This is a genomic window from Falsiroseomonas algicola, assembly GCF_011040385.1.
Classification (GTDB): domain Bacteria; phylum Pseudomonadota; class Alphaproteobacteria; order Acetobacterales; family Acetobacteraceae; genus Falsiroseomonas; species Falsiroseomonas algicola.
Genome location: NZ_JAAIKB010000006.1, coordinates 175,305 through 190,006, shown reverse-complemented (window position 1 = coordinate 190,006; position 14,702 = coordinate 175,305). Strand labels below are relative to the sequence as shown.

Here is a 14,702-nt window from a genome sequence, read left to right as displayed (position 1 = left end):
CAACTCCGCCCGTCTTGAACCGGGACGGCTGACGGATGGATGTGGAACTGAAGGTGCTGGATGCGCGGCTCGCCGAATGGGGCCTGCCGCGCTACCAGAGCGAGATGGCGGCGGCGGTGGATCTGATGGCCTGCCTCGACGCGCCCTTGACGATCATGCCAGGGGCCGCGCCCGTGCTCGTCTCCTCCGGCATCGCGGTGCACATGGCGGATTCGGGGATGGCGGCGCTGGTGCTGCCGCGATCGGGCATGGGGCACAAGCGCGGCCTGGTGCTGGGCAACCTCGTGGGCTTGATCGACCCCGACTACATGGGCCCCATCATGGTCAGCTGCTGGAACCGCAACGGGCCGGGCAGCGAGCCGATCGTGCTGGAACCCGGCGAGCGTTTCGCGCAGATGGTCTTCGTGCCGGTGCTGCGGCCGGCCTTCCGGGTGGTGGAGGAGTTCACGACCGTCTCCGCGCGCGGCGCGGGCGGCTTCGGATCCACGGGCGGCTAGACGCAGGAGCCCCCGGGGGTCGCCCCCCGGGGGTGTCGTTCAGGCCCGGGCTTCGACCGCACCGCGGCCGAGCAGGCGGTTCACGTCGAGGGCGAAGGCGCCAGCGCCGAGCCCCGCCTGGACCAGCAGCAGCACCGTCCACATGGCCGGGAATTCCCAGCCACCGCCCGGGGCGCTGAACACCCAGCCCTGGCCGGCGTGCTGGATCGTGGCGCCGATCATGATCGGCAGCGCGGCGATGCTGACGAGGCGGGTCCAGACGCCGGCGATCAGCGCGATGCCCGCCGCGGTCTCCGCGATGGCGACGACGGCGCCGAGGATCGGCGGATAGCCGATGGAGCCGAAATAGCCCATCGTGCCCGCCAGGCCGAAGGTCATGATCTTCAGCAGCAGGCCATGGGCCAGGAACGCCACGCCCAGCGTCACGCGCAGCAGCGCGGCGGCATAGGGGGTGGTGGTGCGGGTGTCGGTGAACATCGTGGTGGTCTCCGTGCGGGGCGCGTCAGGCACCCCTCTTGGCGCCCTGTATGGTCCCGCAACGGCCCGCCCTTCCAACAGCGGTACGGAACACCCATCATCACCGCGACGAATGATGGGGTGGCGACTTGGCCGATCTGCAGAACCTCGACCTGAACCTGCTGCGTGTCTTCGATGCGGTGGCGCGGGAGAGGCATGTGACCCGCGCGGCGGAGAAGCTGAACCTCTCCCAGCCCGCGGTGTCGAACGCGCTGTCGCGGTTGCGCACGGCGCTGAAGGACGAGCTGTTCCTGCGCCGTCCCGGCGGGGTGGAGCCGACCGCGCTGGCCCTTTCGCTGGAAGGCCCCGTTGCCCAGGTGCTGGACACGCTGCGCACCACGCTGGCCGATCACGCGCCCTTCGACCCCGCGACCACCGACCGCGTCTTCACGCTGGCGCTGAGCGAATATGCGGAGAGCGTGCTGGTGCCACCGCTGCTGGAGATCATGGCGAAGGACGCGCCGCGCGCGCTGGTCGCCGTGCGGCATGCCGACCGCACCAATGCGATGGAGATCCTGGAGGCCGGCACGGCGGAGATGGCGATCGCCGTGCTGCCGGAACCGCCCGCCCTCTACACCCGCGTGCGGCTGCTGCCGGAGGGCTTCCTGACGCTGGTGCGGCCCGGCCATCCGCTGGCGGAGGGGCCGATGACGCTGGAGCGCTTCACCGCCTTCCCGCACCTCCTGCATTCCGCCAACGGGTCGCGCGACGGCGCGCTGGACGGGCCGCTGACGGAGGCCGGGCATCCGCGCCGGCTCGGCGCCGTGGTCGCGCATCTCGGCGCGGTGCCGGACATCCTGATGCGCACGGACATGGTGATGTCGTTGTCGGGGCGCCTGGCGCAGCGCCTGGCGGAGACGCATGGGCTGGTGCTGCGGCCCTGCCCGGTGGAGCTGAACCACACGCGCCTCAGCCTCGTCTTCCACCGCCGCTTCGAGGCCGATCCCGGCCATGCCTGGCTGCGCCGCCTGCTGCTGAGCGTGGCGCGGGAGGTGGGGCCGGTGCCGGGCGTGGGGGCGTGAATCCCACCGATGGCCGGAGGGCGCAGGCGGCGTCCGCCGCCGAGCACCCGGAGGCCTGAATCGGTGGGGCAGCCATGATCTTCGACTACGTCATCGTGGGCGCGGGCAGCGCGGGCTGCCTGCTGGCGGACCGCCTTTCGGCAAGGGGCGCTTCGGTCGCGGTGATCGAGGCCGGTGGCCGGGACCGGCATCCCTGGCTGCACATCCCGGCGGGCTATGCGCGCATCCTGGCGCATCCCACCCTGACCTGGGGCTTCGCCACCGCGCCGGACGCCGCCACGGGCAACCGGGCCCTGGATTATCCGCGCGGCCGGGTGCTGGGCGGGTCGTCCGCGATCAACGGGCTCGGCCATGTCTGGGGCGATCCCTCGGATTATGACCTCTGGGCGCAGAAGGGCTGCGCGGGCTGGTCCTGGGCCGACCTCGCGCCCCATTTCGCCGCCTATGAGCGGGCGGAGGAGCAGGGCGCCCATCGCGGCCGTGACGGGGCGCTTGCCGTCGAGCATCTCGCGGAAGTGCCGCCGCTGGTCGAGAAGCTGCGCGACGCCGCGGCCGCCATCGGCCTGCCGACGCCGCGCGACATGAACGGCCCTGTGCGCGAGGGATTTTCCACATTTCAGCAGACCCGCCAGGGGCGCAGGCGGCATTCCGCGGCCAGTGCCTTCCTGCGGCCGGCGCTGGCGCGCGGCGTGGCGCTGTTCGACAACGCCTTGGCGCTCCGCATTGTGCTCTTGGAAGGCCGCGCCACCGGCGTCGCGATCCGGCGCGGCGGCGTCGAGACCATCCTCTCCGCGCGGCGGGAGGTGATCCTGAGCGCCGGCGCGATCGGATCGCCGCATCTGCTCATGCTCTCTGGCCTCGGCCCCGCGGAGCATCTGCGGGACCACGGGATCGAGGTGGCGCGGGACATCCCGGGCATCGGCCGGAACCTCCAGGACCACTACATCGCCCGCATGACCTGGCGGCTGACCGACCATCGCTGGTCCGCGAACCGCCGCATCGCCTGGCCGCGCCTCGCGCTGGAACTGGCGCGCTGGGCGCTGCGGGGCGATGGCGTGCTGACCTGGTCGCCCGGCATGGTCGGCGTCTTCGCGAAAACGCTGCCGGGGCTGGAGGCGCCGGACATCCAGCTCAATGGCGGCCCCGTCTCCTGGGAAGATGGCCGGATCGGCGTGCCGGACCCGGAGCCCGGGCTGACGCTCGGCGCCTGGCAATGCCGGCCGCTGTCGCGCGGCCAGGTCACCTTGGCCTCCCCCGACCCCGCCCGCGCGCCCGTCATCGCGCCCCGCTTCCTGACGGCGCCGGAGGACCGGGCGGCGGTGGTGCGGGGCATCCGGCTGGCGCGGCGCTGGATGGCGGCGGAGCCGCTGCGGGGCATCGTGGCCGGGGAACTCCGCCCCGGCGCCGCCCTGCAATCCGACGAGGAACTGGCCGCTTTCGCGGCCGAGACGGGCGGCACCGTCTACCACCCCTCCTGCACCGTGCGCATGGGCGGGGAGGGGACGGGCGCGCCGCTCGACCCCGCGCTCAGGCTTCGCGGCGTGGCGGGGCTGCGGGTGGTGGATGCCTCGGTCTTCCCGGACATCCCGGTCTGCAACATCAACGCGACGGTGCTGGCGGTGGCGCACAAGGCGGCGGGGATGATTCTGTCAAGCTGATATCGACACTTGAATAGCTGTTCATGTGTCGCTAGTGGGGCGCCTCACCGCGAGGGGGAGTGCCCGACCATGTCGCCGATGACCACCCTCGCCCTGGCCATGGGCATGTCCGTCGATGCCTTCGCCGCGGCCATCGGCAAGGGCGCCGCGCTGGAACGGCCGCGATTCACGGAGGCGCTGCGCACCGGGCTCGTCTTCGGCGCGGTGGAGGCGGTGACGCCGGTGATCGGCTGGGCGCTCGGCATGGCGGCCAGTGCGCATGTGGCGGCGGTGGACCATTGGCTCGCCTTCCTCATCCTGGGCCTGGTCGGCGGGCGGATGCTGTGGGGCGCCACCCAGGCCGAACCGCCAGCGGAGCGGCCGCGCCGCCACGGCACGGCGCTGCTGCTGGCGACCGCCATCGGCACCAGCCTGGATGCCATGGCGGTCGGCGTGACGCTCGCCTTCCTGGATGTCGACATCACCATCGCCGCCGCGGCGATCGGGCTGGCGACGGCGGTGATGGCGACGATCGGGATGCTGGTCGGTCGCTGGCTCGGCGGCCGCTTCGGCCGGGCCGCGGAGGCGCTGGGCGGCGTGGCGCTGGTGCTGCTGGGCACCAAGATCCTGCTGGAACACACGATCCTGGCCTAGAGCACGCTGCGTTCAGTTGAACGCAGCTCGTGCTCTAGAAGTATTTAAATCTAGAGCAAGAAATGCGTTCAGATGATTCCATTTGAACGCATATTGCTCTAGCGCGACGCCGCCGGTGGTCAGCCTTCCTCGAAGCGCAGGCCGCGGGCGCGGATCAGGCTGCCCCATTTCTCCGTCTCGGCGCGCTTATGCGCCTCCGCGCCGGCCATGTCCGTGCCGTGCAGCAGGAAGCCCACCTCCGCCGCGCGGGCGCGGACATCGGGCTGCGCCAGGCCGTGCAGCGCGGCGGCGGTCAGGCGGCGCGCCACCGGATCCGGCGTGGCGGCGGGCACCCACCACATGACCCAGCTATTCGCCTCGAAGCCCGGGGCGACCGTCTCCGCCATGGTCGGCACGTCGGGCAGGGCAGGGACGCGGGACGGCGTGCAGACGGCCAGCGCCTGCAGCCCGCCCTGGCGGATCTGGCCGAGGGCTGCCGGCATGTCGGCGAACATGAAATCCACCGTGCCCGCGCGAAGGTCGGTCAGCGCCGGCGCCGTGCCGCGATAGCTGACCAGGGTGAAGTCGCCGCCGCTGGCGCCGCGATAGAGCTCCGCCGCCAGCTGGTGCGGCGTGCCGGACCCGCCGGTGGCACCGGACAGGCGGCCGGGATTGGCCTTGAGGTGGCGGTCGAACTCCCGCACATCCGCCCAGCGCCCGGCACGCACCACCAGGATGAAGGGGGTCGTCGCCAGCCAGGTGAGCGCCTTGAACTCGCCCAGCTCATAGCCGGGGTCGCGCATCATGAAGGGCGCGATGACAGAGGAGATCGGCGCCAGCAGCACCGTCGTGCCATCCGCGGCCGCGCGCGCCACGCTGCGGGTGCCGATGGCGGCACCGGCGCCCGGGCGGTTTTCCACCACCATGGGCTGGCCGAGGAAGCCCTGCATGTGCGGCGCCATGACGCGGGCCAGGATGTCCGGGCTGCCGCCGGGGGCGAAGGGGTTGATCAGCCTTACCGGGCCGGGCGGTGCCCAGTCCTGGGCGAGGGCGGGGGTGGCGAGGGCGCCAAGGCCCCCGGCCATGGCAAGGCGCAGCGCCGCGCGCCGCGAGACTTCGGTCATGATGGGATTCCCTGTTCGGTGAAGCCGGGCGTCCTTCTGTGGGCCGCCTGTCTCCGGCACATGGACGTTCCGTCATCGGAAGGCAAGAAGCCGGTCGCGTGCTGGGGCGTGCCCCGGCGGCGTGCTACAGGGCGGGCGGATGGCCCGAATCGCCCGCAAGCCGGAACCGCCTGCCACGCCCCGGGCCAGTGCCCGGCGGGCTGCCCCGCCCAGCCCGGTAAAGCGCCCCCGACGGGGCTGGCGATGGCTGCGCTGGCTGGTGCTGCTGACCATCTGGGGCGGCGTGGCCCTGGCCGGCCTGCTGCTCTTCCTCACCTGGGACCTGCCGCGCACCGACCTCGCACTCAGCACGACCCGCCGCGCGGGCGTGACGCTGGAAGCGGCCGATGGGCGCATCATCGCGACCTCCGGCGACGTGGTGGGCGATATCGTCAGGCTGCGGGACCTGCCGGCGCACCTGCCCGCCGCGGTCATCGCCATCGAGGACCGGCGCTTCCGCGACCATCTCGGCATCGACCCCATCGGCATCGCGCGGGCGGCCTATGTGAACGTCACCACCGGCCGGGTCGCCCAGGGTGGCTCCACCCTGACGCAGCAATTGGCAAAAAACCTGTTCCTGACGCCGGAGCGCAGCTTCCGCCGCAAGGCGCAGGAAGCCGTCATGGCGCTGTGGCTGGAATGGAAGTTCACCAAGGACGAGCTGCTCGAGATCTACCTGAACCGCGTCTATCTCGGCGCCGGGGCCTATGGGGTGGATGCGGCGGCGCGGCTCTATTTCGGCGTCCCGGCGACGCGGCTGAACCTGTGGCAATCTGCCATCCTGGCGGGGCTGCCCAAGGCGCCCTCCCGCCTCAACCCGCGCACCGCGCCCGAAGCCGCGGCCGGGCGGGCGGCGGAGGTGCTGGAGGCCATGGCCGATACGGGCGTCATCACCGCCCGCCAGGCGACCCAGGCGGCGGAGGCGATCCGCATCCCGCCGCGGCCATCCCGCGATTCCGGCTGGTTCGCCGACTGGGTGATGGACGACCTCGGCAGCCGCTTCCCCGGCAATGCCGACCTCGTGCTGCGCACCACGCTCGACCTGAGGATGCAGGCGGTAGTGGAGGCGCGGCTGGAAGCGCTGCTGGCGGGCCCCGGGCAGCGCGCCCGCGTCGGGCAGGGGGCGGTGGTGGCGATGGAGGCCGGGACCGGCAACATCCGCGCCATGGCGGGCGGCCGGGACTATCGCAGCACCCAGTTCAACCGGGCCACCCAGGCCCGGCGCCAGCCCGGATCGGCCTTCAAGCCCTTCGTCTTCCTGGCCGCGCTGGAAGCCGGCGGCTCGCCCCAGGACCCGGTGGCCGATGGACCGCTGACGCTCGGCGGCTGGTCCCCCGGCAACGGCACCTGGCGCGCCCGGGGCGAGATCACGCTGGAGGAGGCGCTGGCCCATTCGGTCAACACCGCCGCCGTGCGGGTCCTGCAGCGCGGCGGCGGCGCCCGCGCGGCGATCGAGACGGCGCGGCGCTTCGGCCTGCCGGGGCCGTTCCAGCGCGATGCGACGCTGGCGCTCGGCACCGGGGAGGTGACGCTGCTGGACCTGACGGCGGCCTATGCCCCCTTCGCCAATGGCGGGCTGCTGCCGGACCCGAGGGGGCTCGCATCCGCCCGCGCTGATGGCCGCGCCGTGCCGGTGGCGCCCCCGGCCGCGCGCCGCGTGACCACGCCGGAGGCCGCCCAGGCCATGCGGCGGATGCTGGACGCGGTGGTGGCGCGCGGCACGGGCCGCGCCGCCCAGCCGCCGGGCGCGCGTGCGGTTGCGGGCAAGACGGGCACGACGCAGGATTTCCGGGACGCCTGGTTCATCGGAATCGCGCCCGTTTCCGGGTCGGGACTCGTCATCGGCATCTGGCTCGGCAACGATGATGGCTCCCCGATGGTTGATGTGGCGGGCGGCACGCTGCCGGCCCGGTTGTTCCGCGAGATCCTGGAAGGGCTCGCCCAGTCCGAGCCGCCGCAAACGGCGGCCGGTGGTTGAAGGAGGTTCCCGCGTTGGCTGATGACCTGACGACCCAGCGCCATGACCGCCTGCGCCGAATCGCGCCGGCGGTGCAGCACGACATCAACAACGCCATGATGGTGCTGGCCTCGAACCTGGAACTGCTCGGCCGCAGCGTGGCCGATGGGGCGCCGCGCCGGCAGCTCGACCGCTGTGTCGAGGCCCAGAAGCGGCTGGATGCGACGATGCGCGGCTTCCTCGATGCCGCACGGCGGCCTGTGGAGGAGCCGACACGGGCCTCGCTCGCGCAGGCGCTGCGCCAGGTGCTGCCGCTGCTGACCGTGGCGGCGGGCGCGCGGCACGGGGTGGACCTGACGCTGCCGGAGGGCGTGCCGGAGGTGGCGCTGGATCGCGCGCGGCTGGACCTGGCGCTGCTCGCCATGGTGCAGGATGCGGTGCCGGAACTGCCGCCGGGCGCGCGGATCGGGCTGGCGCTGGAGAAGCGGGATGGCGCCGTGGCGGTCGTGGTGACCCTGCCGGAGGGGGGCGCGGTCTCCGACCGCGCCATGGCGCTGCTGGCGGAAGCGGCCACCGGCGGCACGCTGGAAACGGGGCCGGTGCTGACCTGGCCTACCAGACCAGCCTGACGCCATAGGCGGCGAAGGCCGCGTCATTGGTGATGATGGGCAGGCCGGTTGCGATGGAAGTCGCGATCAGCATGCGGTCCATCGGGTCCCGGTGATGCGGCGGCAGGGTGGCGGCGCGGGCGGCGATGTCCCAGTCCACGGCGAGGGGCTTGTAGCCGCGTTCGCGCAGGAAGGTCGGAAAGCCAAGGTCGTCGAAGGGCGCGAAGGGCGGCAGTTTGCCATCTGCAGCCTTGCGCGTGATCTCCCAGACCGTCTCCGCGATGACGTAGACCTCCCCGCCTTGCATGCCGGCGTGGCCGGCCGCGGACATGCCGGCGCCACCAAGTGCGTGAAACACGATCAGGGCGCAGGCATCGGCAAGGCAGGCGCCCGGCGGATAGGCCGGCCAGCCCGCGGCGGCTTCCGCGAAGCCTTTGCGGCTAGGGCTCAATCCCAGCCCTCTTCCTTCATCTGCTCATCCGTCAGGGGAGCGAAGATGGCGGGGTCGTAGACGAAGTTCTCCCAGCCCGGCAGTTTCCGCAGGTCGCCAGGCTCCCGCAGCACCTTCGGCGCCACCGCCGTGATGCGCGCCACCGGCACGCCGTTGCGGGCGACGATCACGTCCTGCCCCGCCTCCACCTCCGCCAGGATCTGGGAGAGGTGGGTCTTCGCCTCATAGACGTTCACGGTCCGCATGGCGGGCTCCGTCGGGTTGACCAAGGCTTGACTAACCCGCGCGGGGGCGCTTGGTCAAGGCTTGACCAACCCCTTCACCAGCAGCAGCCCCCAGGCGGCCATGGTGATGGCGTCCCTGATCTCGCCATCACGGATCATGCGATCGAATTCGGGGCGGGGGATGCGGCGGCTGATGAGGTCCTGCTCCTCCGTCTCCAGCGCCGCCTCGCCCCGGGTCAGGCCGGTGGCGAGGACGATATGCGCGCCCTGGTTCATCGTGCCTGGCGCCTCGAACATCGTGCCGACGTGCCGGAGATGGGTCGCCACGAGCCCGGTTTCCTCCCGCAATTCATGCGCCGCCACCACCAGCGGGTCCGTGCCGCGCGGGCCCCACATGCCCATCGGGAACTCCCAGAGCCTTTCGCCCACGGGGTAGCGGTATTGCTGGACCAGTTCGACCGACCCGTCGTCATGGATCGGCACCACCAGGGTGAAGTCGTCTTTCTCCACCACGCCGTAGATCCCCGGCGAGCCATCTCGCCGGCGGATTGCATCCTCCCGCACCCGCATCCAGCGATTCTCGTAGGTGACGCGCGTGGCGGTCGCGACGATGTCGGGGGTCTGGTCGGTCACGGGCGGGCGTTCTCCGGGATCAGGCACGCGATCGCGCATGCAACAGCAGGGCCAGCCCGGACAGCGTCAGCACGCCGCCGACGATGTCGCTGACGAAGAGCCGTTCGCCGAGCAGGGCCCAGCCGAACACCGCGGCCACGGGGGGCGCCAGCAATTGCAGGGCGGAGGCGGTGGAGGTCGGCACCCGCTTCAGCATGATGAAATAGAGCGCATAGGCCCCGATGCCGACGACCAGCATGGACCAGAGCAGCGCCGCCAGCGTCGCGGCTCCCGGCAACCCCGGCGGCCCGCCTTCCAGCAGGATCGCCAGCGCCAGGCAGAGCAGGGCGGAGACGGTCGTCTGCCCGAGGCTCGCGGCCCACATGTCGACGCGCCCCTTGGCAGGGGCGTAGATCAGCAAGCCCACCGCCTGCCCCGCGGCGGCGGCAATGGCGAAGCCGAAGCCCGCGGCCTCCGCCCCGGGCAGCCCGTCCAGCGCCCGCAGCAGGCCCAGCAGCGCCACGCCGGACCAGCCCAGCGCCAGGCCCAGCCAGGCCAGGCGGGGCAGGGGGCGGCGCAGCAGCAGGCTCTCCCCGGCCGCGACCAGCAGCGGCGTCGTGGCGCAGATCAGCGCCACCAGCCCGGTGGGGATCCGCGCCATGGCCAGCCAGGCGCAGGCGAGGTAGCCGCCCATGCCGAAGACGCCGAGGGCGGCCACGCGCAGCGCATCGCCGCCCGAGGGCACTCGCCCGCGCAACACGACCGCGATGGCCAGCAGGATCGGCGCCGTCAGCCCGAAGCGAATGCCGAGCGCCCAGAGCGGCGGCCATTCCCGCACCACCACGCCCGCGACCGTGAAGGCCGAGGCCCAGATTGCGACGAAGCTGCCGCCGATCAGCCAGCCGCCCCGTCCCACGGGCTATTTCCTTCGCGCGATCGCCGCGTCCAGCGTGTTCTCGAGCAGGCAGGCGATGGTCATGGGGCCGACGCCGCCCGGCACCGGCGTGATCGCCTCCGCCCGCGCGGCCGCTTCCGCATAGGCGACGTCACCGACCAGCTTCCCATCCGCCAGCCGGTTGATGCCGACATCGATGACGGTCGCACCCTCCGCGATCCAGTCGCCGCGCACCATTTCCGGCCTGCCGACCGCCACCACCAGGATCTCCGCCCGGCGGCATTCCGCGGGCAGGTCGCGGGTGCGGGAATGGACGATGGTCACGGTGCAGTCGGCCGCCAGCAGCAGCTGCGCCATGGGCCGGCCGACGATGTTGGACCGCCCGAGCACCACGGCGCGTGCCCCCGGCAGCACGGCGCCCGACGCCGCCAGAAGGTGCATCACGCCCTTCGGCGTGCAGGGCACGAGGCCCGGCTGCCCGGACGCCAGCCGCCCGGCATTCAAGGGATGGAAGCCGTCCGCATCCTTCTCCGGCGCCACGGCGGAGATCACGATATCCGCCCGGATCTGCGGCGGCAGGGGCAGCTGCACCAGGATGCCATCGACCGCCGGGTCGGCATTGAGCTGCGCCACCACGCCCAGCAGCTCGGCCTCCGTCGTCGTGGCGGGCAGGGCGATGGTGGCGCTGTCGAAGCCCACCTCCTTCGCCGCCTTGTCCTTATTGCGGACATAGACGCCGGAGGCCGGGTCATCGCCCACCCGCACCACGCGCAGCCCGGGGCGGTAGCCCAGCGTCGCGACGCGCGCCGCGATGCGCTGGCGAAGATCGGCGGCGACCGCCTTGCCGTCGATGATCCGGGCCGTCATGCGATGAGCTTTTCCAGTTTCGGGATCAGGTCCGCCGGATCGCCGGCGATGCGGAACACCTTCTGGCGCGACCCGCCCCCTTGCAGCAAGTCCACCGCCGAGGGGGCGATGCCGAGCGCCCGGGCCAGGGCCTGGCCGATGGCTCGGTTGGCGCGCCCATCCTCCGCCACCTCGGCCACCGCCACGCGGATGGCGGCACCATCCGGCGACACTCCGCCCACCGCGGGCCGCCTGGCCCGCGGCTGCGCCTTCACCGCCAGGTCCACGCCATCGGGGCGCAGGCGCCAGGGCGGCATGGCGGTGTCAGAAGTAGAGGCCGCCGCGCAGCAGGTAGCCCTGGATGGCGCCGAGCGCGATCTGCGCCGCGGTGATCAGCAGCAGGACCACAAGCGGCGAGAGATCGATGCCGCCGAGATTGGGCAGGCGTCCCCGCACGGGCCGCAACGCCGGCTCCGTCACGCGATAGAGGAAATCCGCGATCGTCCAGACGATGCGGTTCCGCCCGTCGAGCACGTTGAAGGCCAGCAGGGTCTGCACGATGGCCGCCAGGATGACGGCCCACCAGAACAGGTCGAGCGCCGCCCTGAGGAGGAAGAACACGGCATCGAGCAGCATCGGCGCACCCCTGGTGTTGCGGCCGGAACCTAGTGGGCCAGGGGTTACCGAACAAGGCACTGACCCCCGCTTGACACCCGCCGGTCGCCCGACGATAACCCGCCCCCACGGTGCGGGGGTGTAGCTCAGTTGGTAGAGCGCGTCGTTCGCAATGACGAGGTCAGCGGTTCGATCCCGCTCACCTCCACCACCGTTTCCCAACTCTCAGGCGCGTAGGGTCAGTCGGCTAGGCTCATGCCGCGCCCTCGTGCGATCGCGTTCCGCACGCTGCTGCGGTTTCCTAATCGCCGCCTGGCGATGACCAGCGGCCGTTGCCGGCCGCCTACCCCACCTCGCCCTCTCCCGGATCGAGCCCGACGATCTGCAGCAGCAGCATGCTGCGCAGCAGCGCGATCCCCTCCGCCGCAACCGGCTGCGCCGACCGCAGCCATGCGCGGACGGCACCGCTGTAGGTCGAATAGAGCGTCAGCGCGACGAGGTCCGGTGGCCATCGGGTCCCGATGCGGCCCTGCGCCTGCGCCGCCGCGACCAGGCGACCCAGCCCGGCGATGATGAGGCTGCGGTCCGGCAGGTGATTCCGGCGTGACGGGCTGAACATGTCGAAGGTGATCTCCCGCAGCAGCACGCGCGCCAGCGCCGGATCACGGCCGAAGACCTCGTAATTGCCCTGGAAGACATGAAGCAGCTGTTCGATGAAGGGCTGGGCCGGGTCCAGGGTGCGGAACGGCTCGGTGCTGAGACGGCTGATATCGTCGGTGAAGAGCAGGAAGAGCAGGTCCCGCTTGTCGTGCGCGTAGGCGAAGATCGTGCCGAAGCCGACACCCGCCAGCGAGGCGATCTGCCGCAGCGTCGTGTCGTCGTAGCCGCGCTCCGAGAAGAGCTGGAGGGCAGCGCTGCGGATGCGGTCGAGCTTGTCGCGCTTGTTCCGCGCGCGGCGGCCCGTTGTGGCCTGCTCCCCCACTGTCCTGTCCACCCGCCCGTCCATGCACCCTCCGGAAGAGCCGCCATCCTACAGGATGCGGCCAGGACGACCCATGGCGCTTGCTGCCTCGAGTATTTTCGATCATGATCGATTTCCAGGGATGCCGGGACGAACCTGGCTGCGGGAACGCCATGAAGATCTGCCTGTTCGACAACGACCGTCTGGGCGTGGTGGAGGGCGACGTCGTGCGGGACGTCACCCCCGTGCTGGATTGGCTGCCCGCGTATCGCGGCATCCTGCCCCGCCACGATCCGCTGGTCGCGGCCCTTCCCGACCTGATGCCGGCGATGCGTGACGCTGCGCGGACCGCGCCATCGAAGCCCGTCTCGGCGGTGCGCTTCCTGCCGCCCGTGGCGAAGCCGGGCAAGGTCGTCGCGGCGCCGGTGAACTACCGGGCGCATCTCGACGAGGCGATCGCGGAGCCCGAGACCTTCTCTCGCGCGCATGTGCGCCAGATCCAGGAAAGCGGGCTGTTCCTGAAGGCGACCTCCTCGATCATCGGCACCTCCGACCCCGTGCGGCTTCGCCACACGGACCGGCGGAACGACCACGAGATCGAACTCGTCGCCATCATCGGAAAGGCCGGAACGAACATCACCGAGGCCGACGCCCTGTCGCACGTCGCGGGCTACACGCTCGGCCTCGACATGACGCTGCGCGGGCCCGAGGAACGCTCCTTCCGCAAATCCGGGGACAGCTACACCGTCCTCGGCCCCTGGATGGTGACGGCCGACGAGTTCGGCGATCCGGGCGATGTCGATGTAGCCCTCGAAGTGAACGGGGAGCCGCGCCAGCGCGCGAATACGCGCGACCTCATCCTGTCCGTCAGGGACCTGATCGTCTTCGCCTCCTCCTTCTACACGCTGCATCCCGGCGACGTGCTGATGACCGGCACGCCGGAGGGCGTCGGTCCCGTCCGGCCCGGCGACGTGATGCGCGCGAGCGTCGGCCGGGTGGCCACGGTGGAGGTTCGCGTCGAGGCTGCCTGATCGACTTCCTGCACGACAACAAGAACGAAGTGGGAGAGAACGTCATGACCAGAATCACGCGTCGCAGCCTGCTGGCCGGCGTCGGAATCGCCGCGCTCGGCACCGGGCTTGCCCGGCCCGCCCTGGCGCAGTCCGGCTACCCCAGCCGCAACGTCACCATCATCGCGCCGGTCGCGCCGGGCAGCCAGAGCGACATCTTCGCCCGCATCCTGTCCACCCCGCTCGCCCAGCGCCTCGGCCGCCCGGTGATCGTCGAGAACCGTCCCGGCGGCGGTGGCATCGTCGGCACCCAGGCCGCGGTGCGGGCAGCCCCCGACGGGCACACGCTGATGCTGCATTCCAGCAGCGGGTCGCTGGTCGCGCCGCAGCTTCGCCGCCCGCCGCCCTATGTCACGCCACGTGACCTCGTGCCGGTGGCCGTGACGCTCAGCGGACCTTCGGTCATCGTCGTGAACCCCGCCATCCGCGCCAACACCATCCAGGATCTGGTGGCGGAGCTGAAGGCGAATCCGGGCCGCTTCAACCTCGGCAGCCACGGCGTCGGCGCCTTCAGCCACGTCGCCATGGAGCTTTTCATGGCGGAGACGGGGACGCAGATGGTGCACTCCCCCTACAATGGTGGCGGGCCGCTGGCCGCGGCCTTCGCGGCCGGCGACGTGCATGTCGTGCTGTTCGACATCCTGACGGCACGGCCCTTCCTCGCCTCCGGCCAGGGGCGGCCGCTGGCGGTGGTGGGGGAACGCCCGGCGACGGCGCTGCCGGAGGTGCCGCTGGTGTCAGAGACGGTCGCGCCGGCGGTGAACATGGATTACTGGTTCGGCGTCTTCGCGCCGGCCGGCACGCCCGAGCCGATCGTCGAGCGGCTGAATGCGGAGATCGCCGCCATCATGGGCACGCCCGAATACCAGGCGCGCGCGACCGAGGCCTCCATGCTCACCACGCCGCAGCCCCTGCCCGCGATCCGCGCGCGGGTGGAGAAGGAGTGGGATGACTGGGCCCGCGTCATCCGCGACCGCAACATCGTCTCCCAGTAG

The 14,702-nt window shown here is 71.8% G+C and carries 18 protein-coding genes and 1 tRNA gene; 9 read left to right on the top strand and 10 right to left on the bottom strand.

Going from position 1 to position 14,702, the window contains the following annotated elements:
* Positions 1-35 precede the first annotated feature (35 nt).
* Positions 36-497 carry a dUTP diphosphatase gene (dut, locus tag G3576_RS16490; RefSeq protein WP_164695522.1) on the top strand — a complete coding sequence of 154 codons (462 nt, stop codon included), beginning with the start codon at positions 36-38 and terminating at the stop codon, positions 495-497.
* A 39-nt stretch (positions 498-536) separates the two neighbouring features.
* Here dut and G3576_RS16485 read toward each other — a convergent pair whose 3' ends face one another.
* Complete coding sequence (locus G3576_RS16485) at positions 537-974, bottom strand: DoxX family protein (protein WP_164695521.1); 438 nt, start codon at positions 972-974, stop codon at positions 537-539.
* Between the two features lie 128 nt (positions 975-1,102).
* Between G3576_RS16485 and G3576_RS16480 the strand changes: the two genes are divergently transcribed.
* The 3 genes from G3576_RS16480 to G3576_RS16470 all read left to right on the top strand — a co-directional run bounded on the left by G3576_RS16480 (position 1,103) and on the right by G3576_RS16470 (position 4,326).
* Entirely contained in the window at positions 1,103-2,035 is a 933-nt protein-coding gene (locus G3576_RS16480) for a LysR family transcriptional regulator (RefSeq protein ID WP_164695520.1), read from the top strand.
* A 74-nt stretch (positions 2,036-2,109) separates the two neighbouring features.
* A complete protein-coding gene (locus G3576_RS16475; RefSeq protein ID WP_164695519.1) occupies positions 2,110-3,693 on the top strand; it encodes a GMC family oxidoreductase in 1,584 nt (527 codons plus the stop codon).
* A 69-nt stretch (positions 3,694-3,762) separates the two neighbouring features.
* Positions 3,763-4,326: a manganese efflux pump MntP gene (locus G3576_RS16470; protein WP_164695518.1), complete on the top strand. Its 564-nt coding sequence runs from the start codon at positions 3,763-3,765 to the stop codon at positions 4,324-4,326.
* A gap of 119 nt (positions 4,327-4,445) precedes the next feature.
* Here G3576_RS16470 and G3576_RS16465 read toward each other — a convergent pair whose 3' ends face one another.
* Positions 4,446-5,429: a Bug family tripartite tricarboxylate transporter substrate binding protein gene (locus tag G3576_RS16465; protein ID WP_164695517.1), complete on the bottom strand. Its 984-nt coding sequence runs from the start codon at positions 5,427-5,429 to the stop codon at positions 4,446-4,448.
* 259 nt (positions 5,430-5,688) lie between these two features.
* On the opposite strand from G3576_RS16465, the gene G3576_RS16460 reads away from it, so the two are divergent.
* Together G3576_RS16460 and G3576_RS16455 are read left to right on the top strand one after the other, a co-directional pair.
* On the top strand, positions 5,689-7,446 hold the full coding sequence (locus G3576_RS16460; protein WP_328729233.1) for a transglycosylase domain-containing protein: 1,758 nt from the start codon (positions 5,689-5,691) through the stop codon (positions 7,444-7,446).
* 14 nt (positions 7,447-7,460) lie between these two features.
* The gene (locus G3576_RS16455; RefSeq protein ID WP_164695515.1) at positions 7,461-8,054 is read left to right on the top strand and encodes a HAMP domain-containing histidine kinase; all 594 of its coding nucleotides are present in this window, start codon (positions 7,461-7,463) and stop codon (positions 8,052-8,054) included.
* Here the strand turns inward: G3576_RS16455 and G3576_RS16450 are convergent.
* The 7 genes from G3576_RS16450 to G3576_RS16420 are packed head-to-tail and all read right to left on the bottom strand — an operon-like array spanning position 8,038 to position 11,697.
* Positions 8,038-8,484: a type II toxin-antitoxin system VapC family toxin gene (locus tag G3576_RS16450; RefSeq protein ID WP_207622861.1), complete on the bottom strand. Its 447-nt coding sequence runs from the start codon at positions 8,482-8,484 to the stop codon at positions 8,038-8,040. The genes G3576_RS16455 and G3576_RS16450 overlap by 17 nt on opposite strands.
* The gene (locus tag G3576_RS16445; protein WP_164695514.1) at positions 8,481-8,729 is read right to left on the bottom strand and encodes a type II toxin-antitoxin system Phd/YefM family antitoxin; all 249 of its coding nucleotides are present in this window, start codon (positions 8,727-8,729) and stop codon (positions 8,481-8,483) included. The genes G3576_RS16450 and G3576_RS16445 overlap by 4 nt, the downstream gene beginning before the upstream one ends.
* A gap of 54 nt (positions 8,730-8,783) precedes the next feature.
* On the bottom strand, positions 8,784-9,341 hold the full coding sequence (locus G3576_RS16440; RefSeq protein ID WP_328729231.1) for an NUDIX hydrolase: 558 nt from the start codon (positions 9,339-9,341) through the stop codon (positions 8,784-8,786).
* Between the two features lie 19 nt (positions 9,342-9,360).
* Complete coding sequence (locus tag G3576_RS16435) at positions 9,361-10,236, bottom strand: DMT family transporter (RefSeq protein ID WP_164695512.1); 876 nt, start codon at positions 10,234-10,236, stop codon at positions 9,361-9,363.
* Between the two features lie 3 nt (positions 10,237-10,239).
* Positions 10,240-11,082, bottom strand: a complete 843-nt coding sequence (gene folD, locus G3576_RS16430) for a bifunctional methylenetetrahydrofolate dehydrogenase/methenyltetrahydrofolate cyclohydrolase FolD (RefSeq protein ID WP_164695511.1) — start codon at positions 11,080-11,082, stop codon at positions 10,240-10,242.
* Positions 11,079-11,378: a DUF167 domain-containing protein gene (locus G3576_RS16425; protein WP_164695510.1), complete on the bottom strand. Its 300-nt coding sequence runs from the start codon at positions 11,376-11,378 to the stop codon at positions 11,079-11,081. The genes folD and G3576_RS16425 overlap by 4 nt, the downstream gene beginning before the upstream one ends.
* 7 nt (positions 11,379-11,385) lie before the next feature.
* A complete protein-coding gene (locus G3576_RS16420) occupies positions 11,386-11,697 on the bottom strand; it encodes a YggT family protein (protein WP_164695509.1) in 312 nt (103 codons plus the stop codon).
* A gap of 114 nt (positions 11,698-11,811) precedes the next feature.
* Between G3576_RS16420 and G3576_RS16415 the strand changes: the two genes are divergently transcribed.
* Positions 11,812-11,887 (top strand) — tRNA-Ala (locus tag G3576_RS16415).
* A 132-nt stretch (positions 11,888-12,019) separates the two neighbouring features.
* On the opposite strand, the gene G3576_RS16410 is transcribed toward G3576_RS16415, so the two are convergent.
* Positions 12,020-12,682 (bottom strand): TetR/AcrR family transcriptional regulator, encoded by a 663-nt coding sequence (locus G3576_RS16410; protein ID WP_164695508.1) that lies wholly within the window; start codon positions 12,680-12,682, stop codon positions 12,020-12,022.
* Between the two features lie 128 nt (positions 12,683-12,810).
* Here G3576_RS16410 and G3576_RS16405 point away from each other — a divergent pair, with 128 nt between their 5' ends.
* Both G3576_RS16405 and G3576_RS16400 read left to right on the top strand, forming a co-directional pair.
* Positions 12,811-13,668 (top strand): fumarylacetoacetate hydrolase family protein, encoded by an 858-nt coding sequence (locus G3576_RS16405; RefSeq protein ID WP_164695507.1) that lies wholly within the window; start codon positions 12,811-12,813, stop codon positions 13,666-13,668.
* Positions 13,669-13,712: 44 nt separating this feature from the next.
* Positions 13,713-14,702 carry a Bug family tripartite tricarboxylate transporter substrate binding protein gene (locus G3576_RS16400; RefSeq protein WP_164695506.1) on the top strand — a complete coding sequence of 330 codons (990 nt, stop codon included), beginning with the start codon at positions 13,713-13,715 and terminating at the stop codon, positions 14,700-14,702.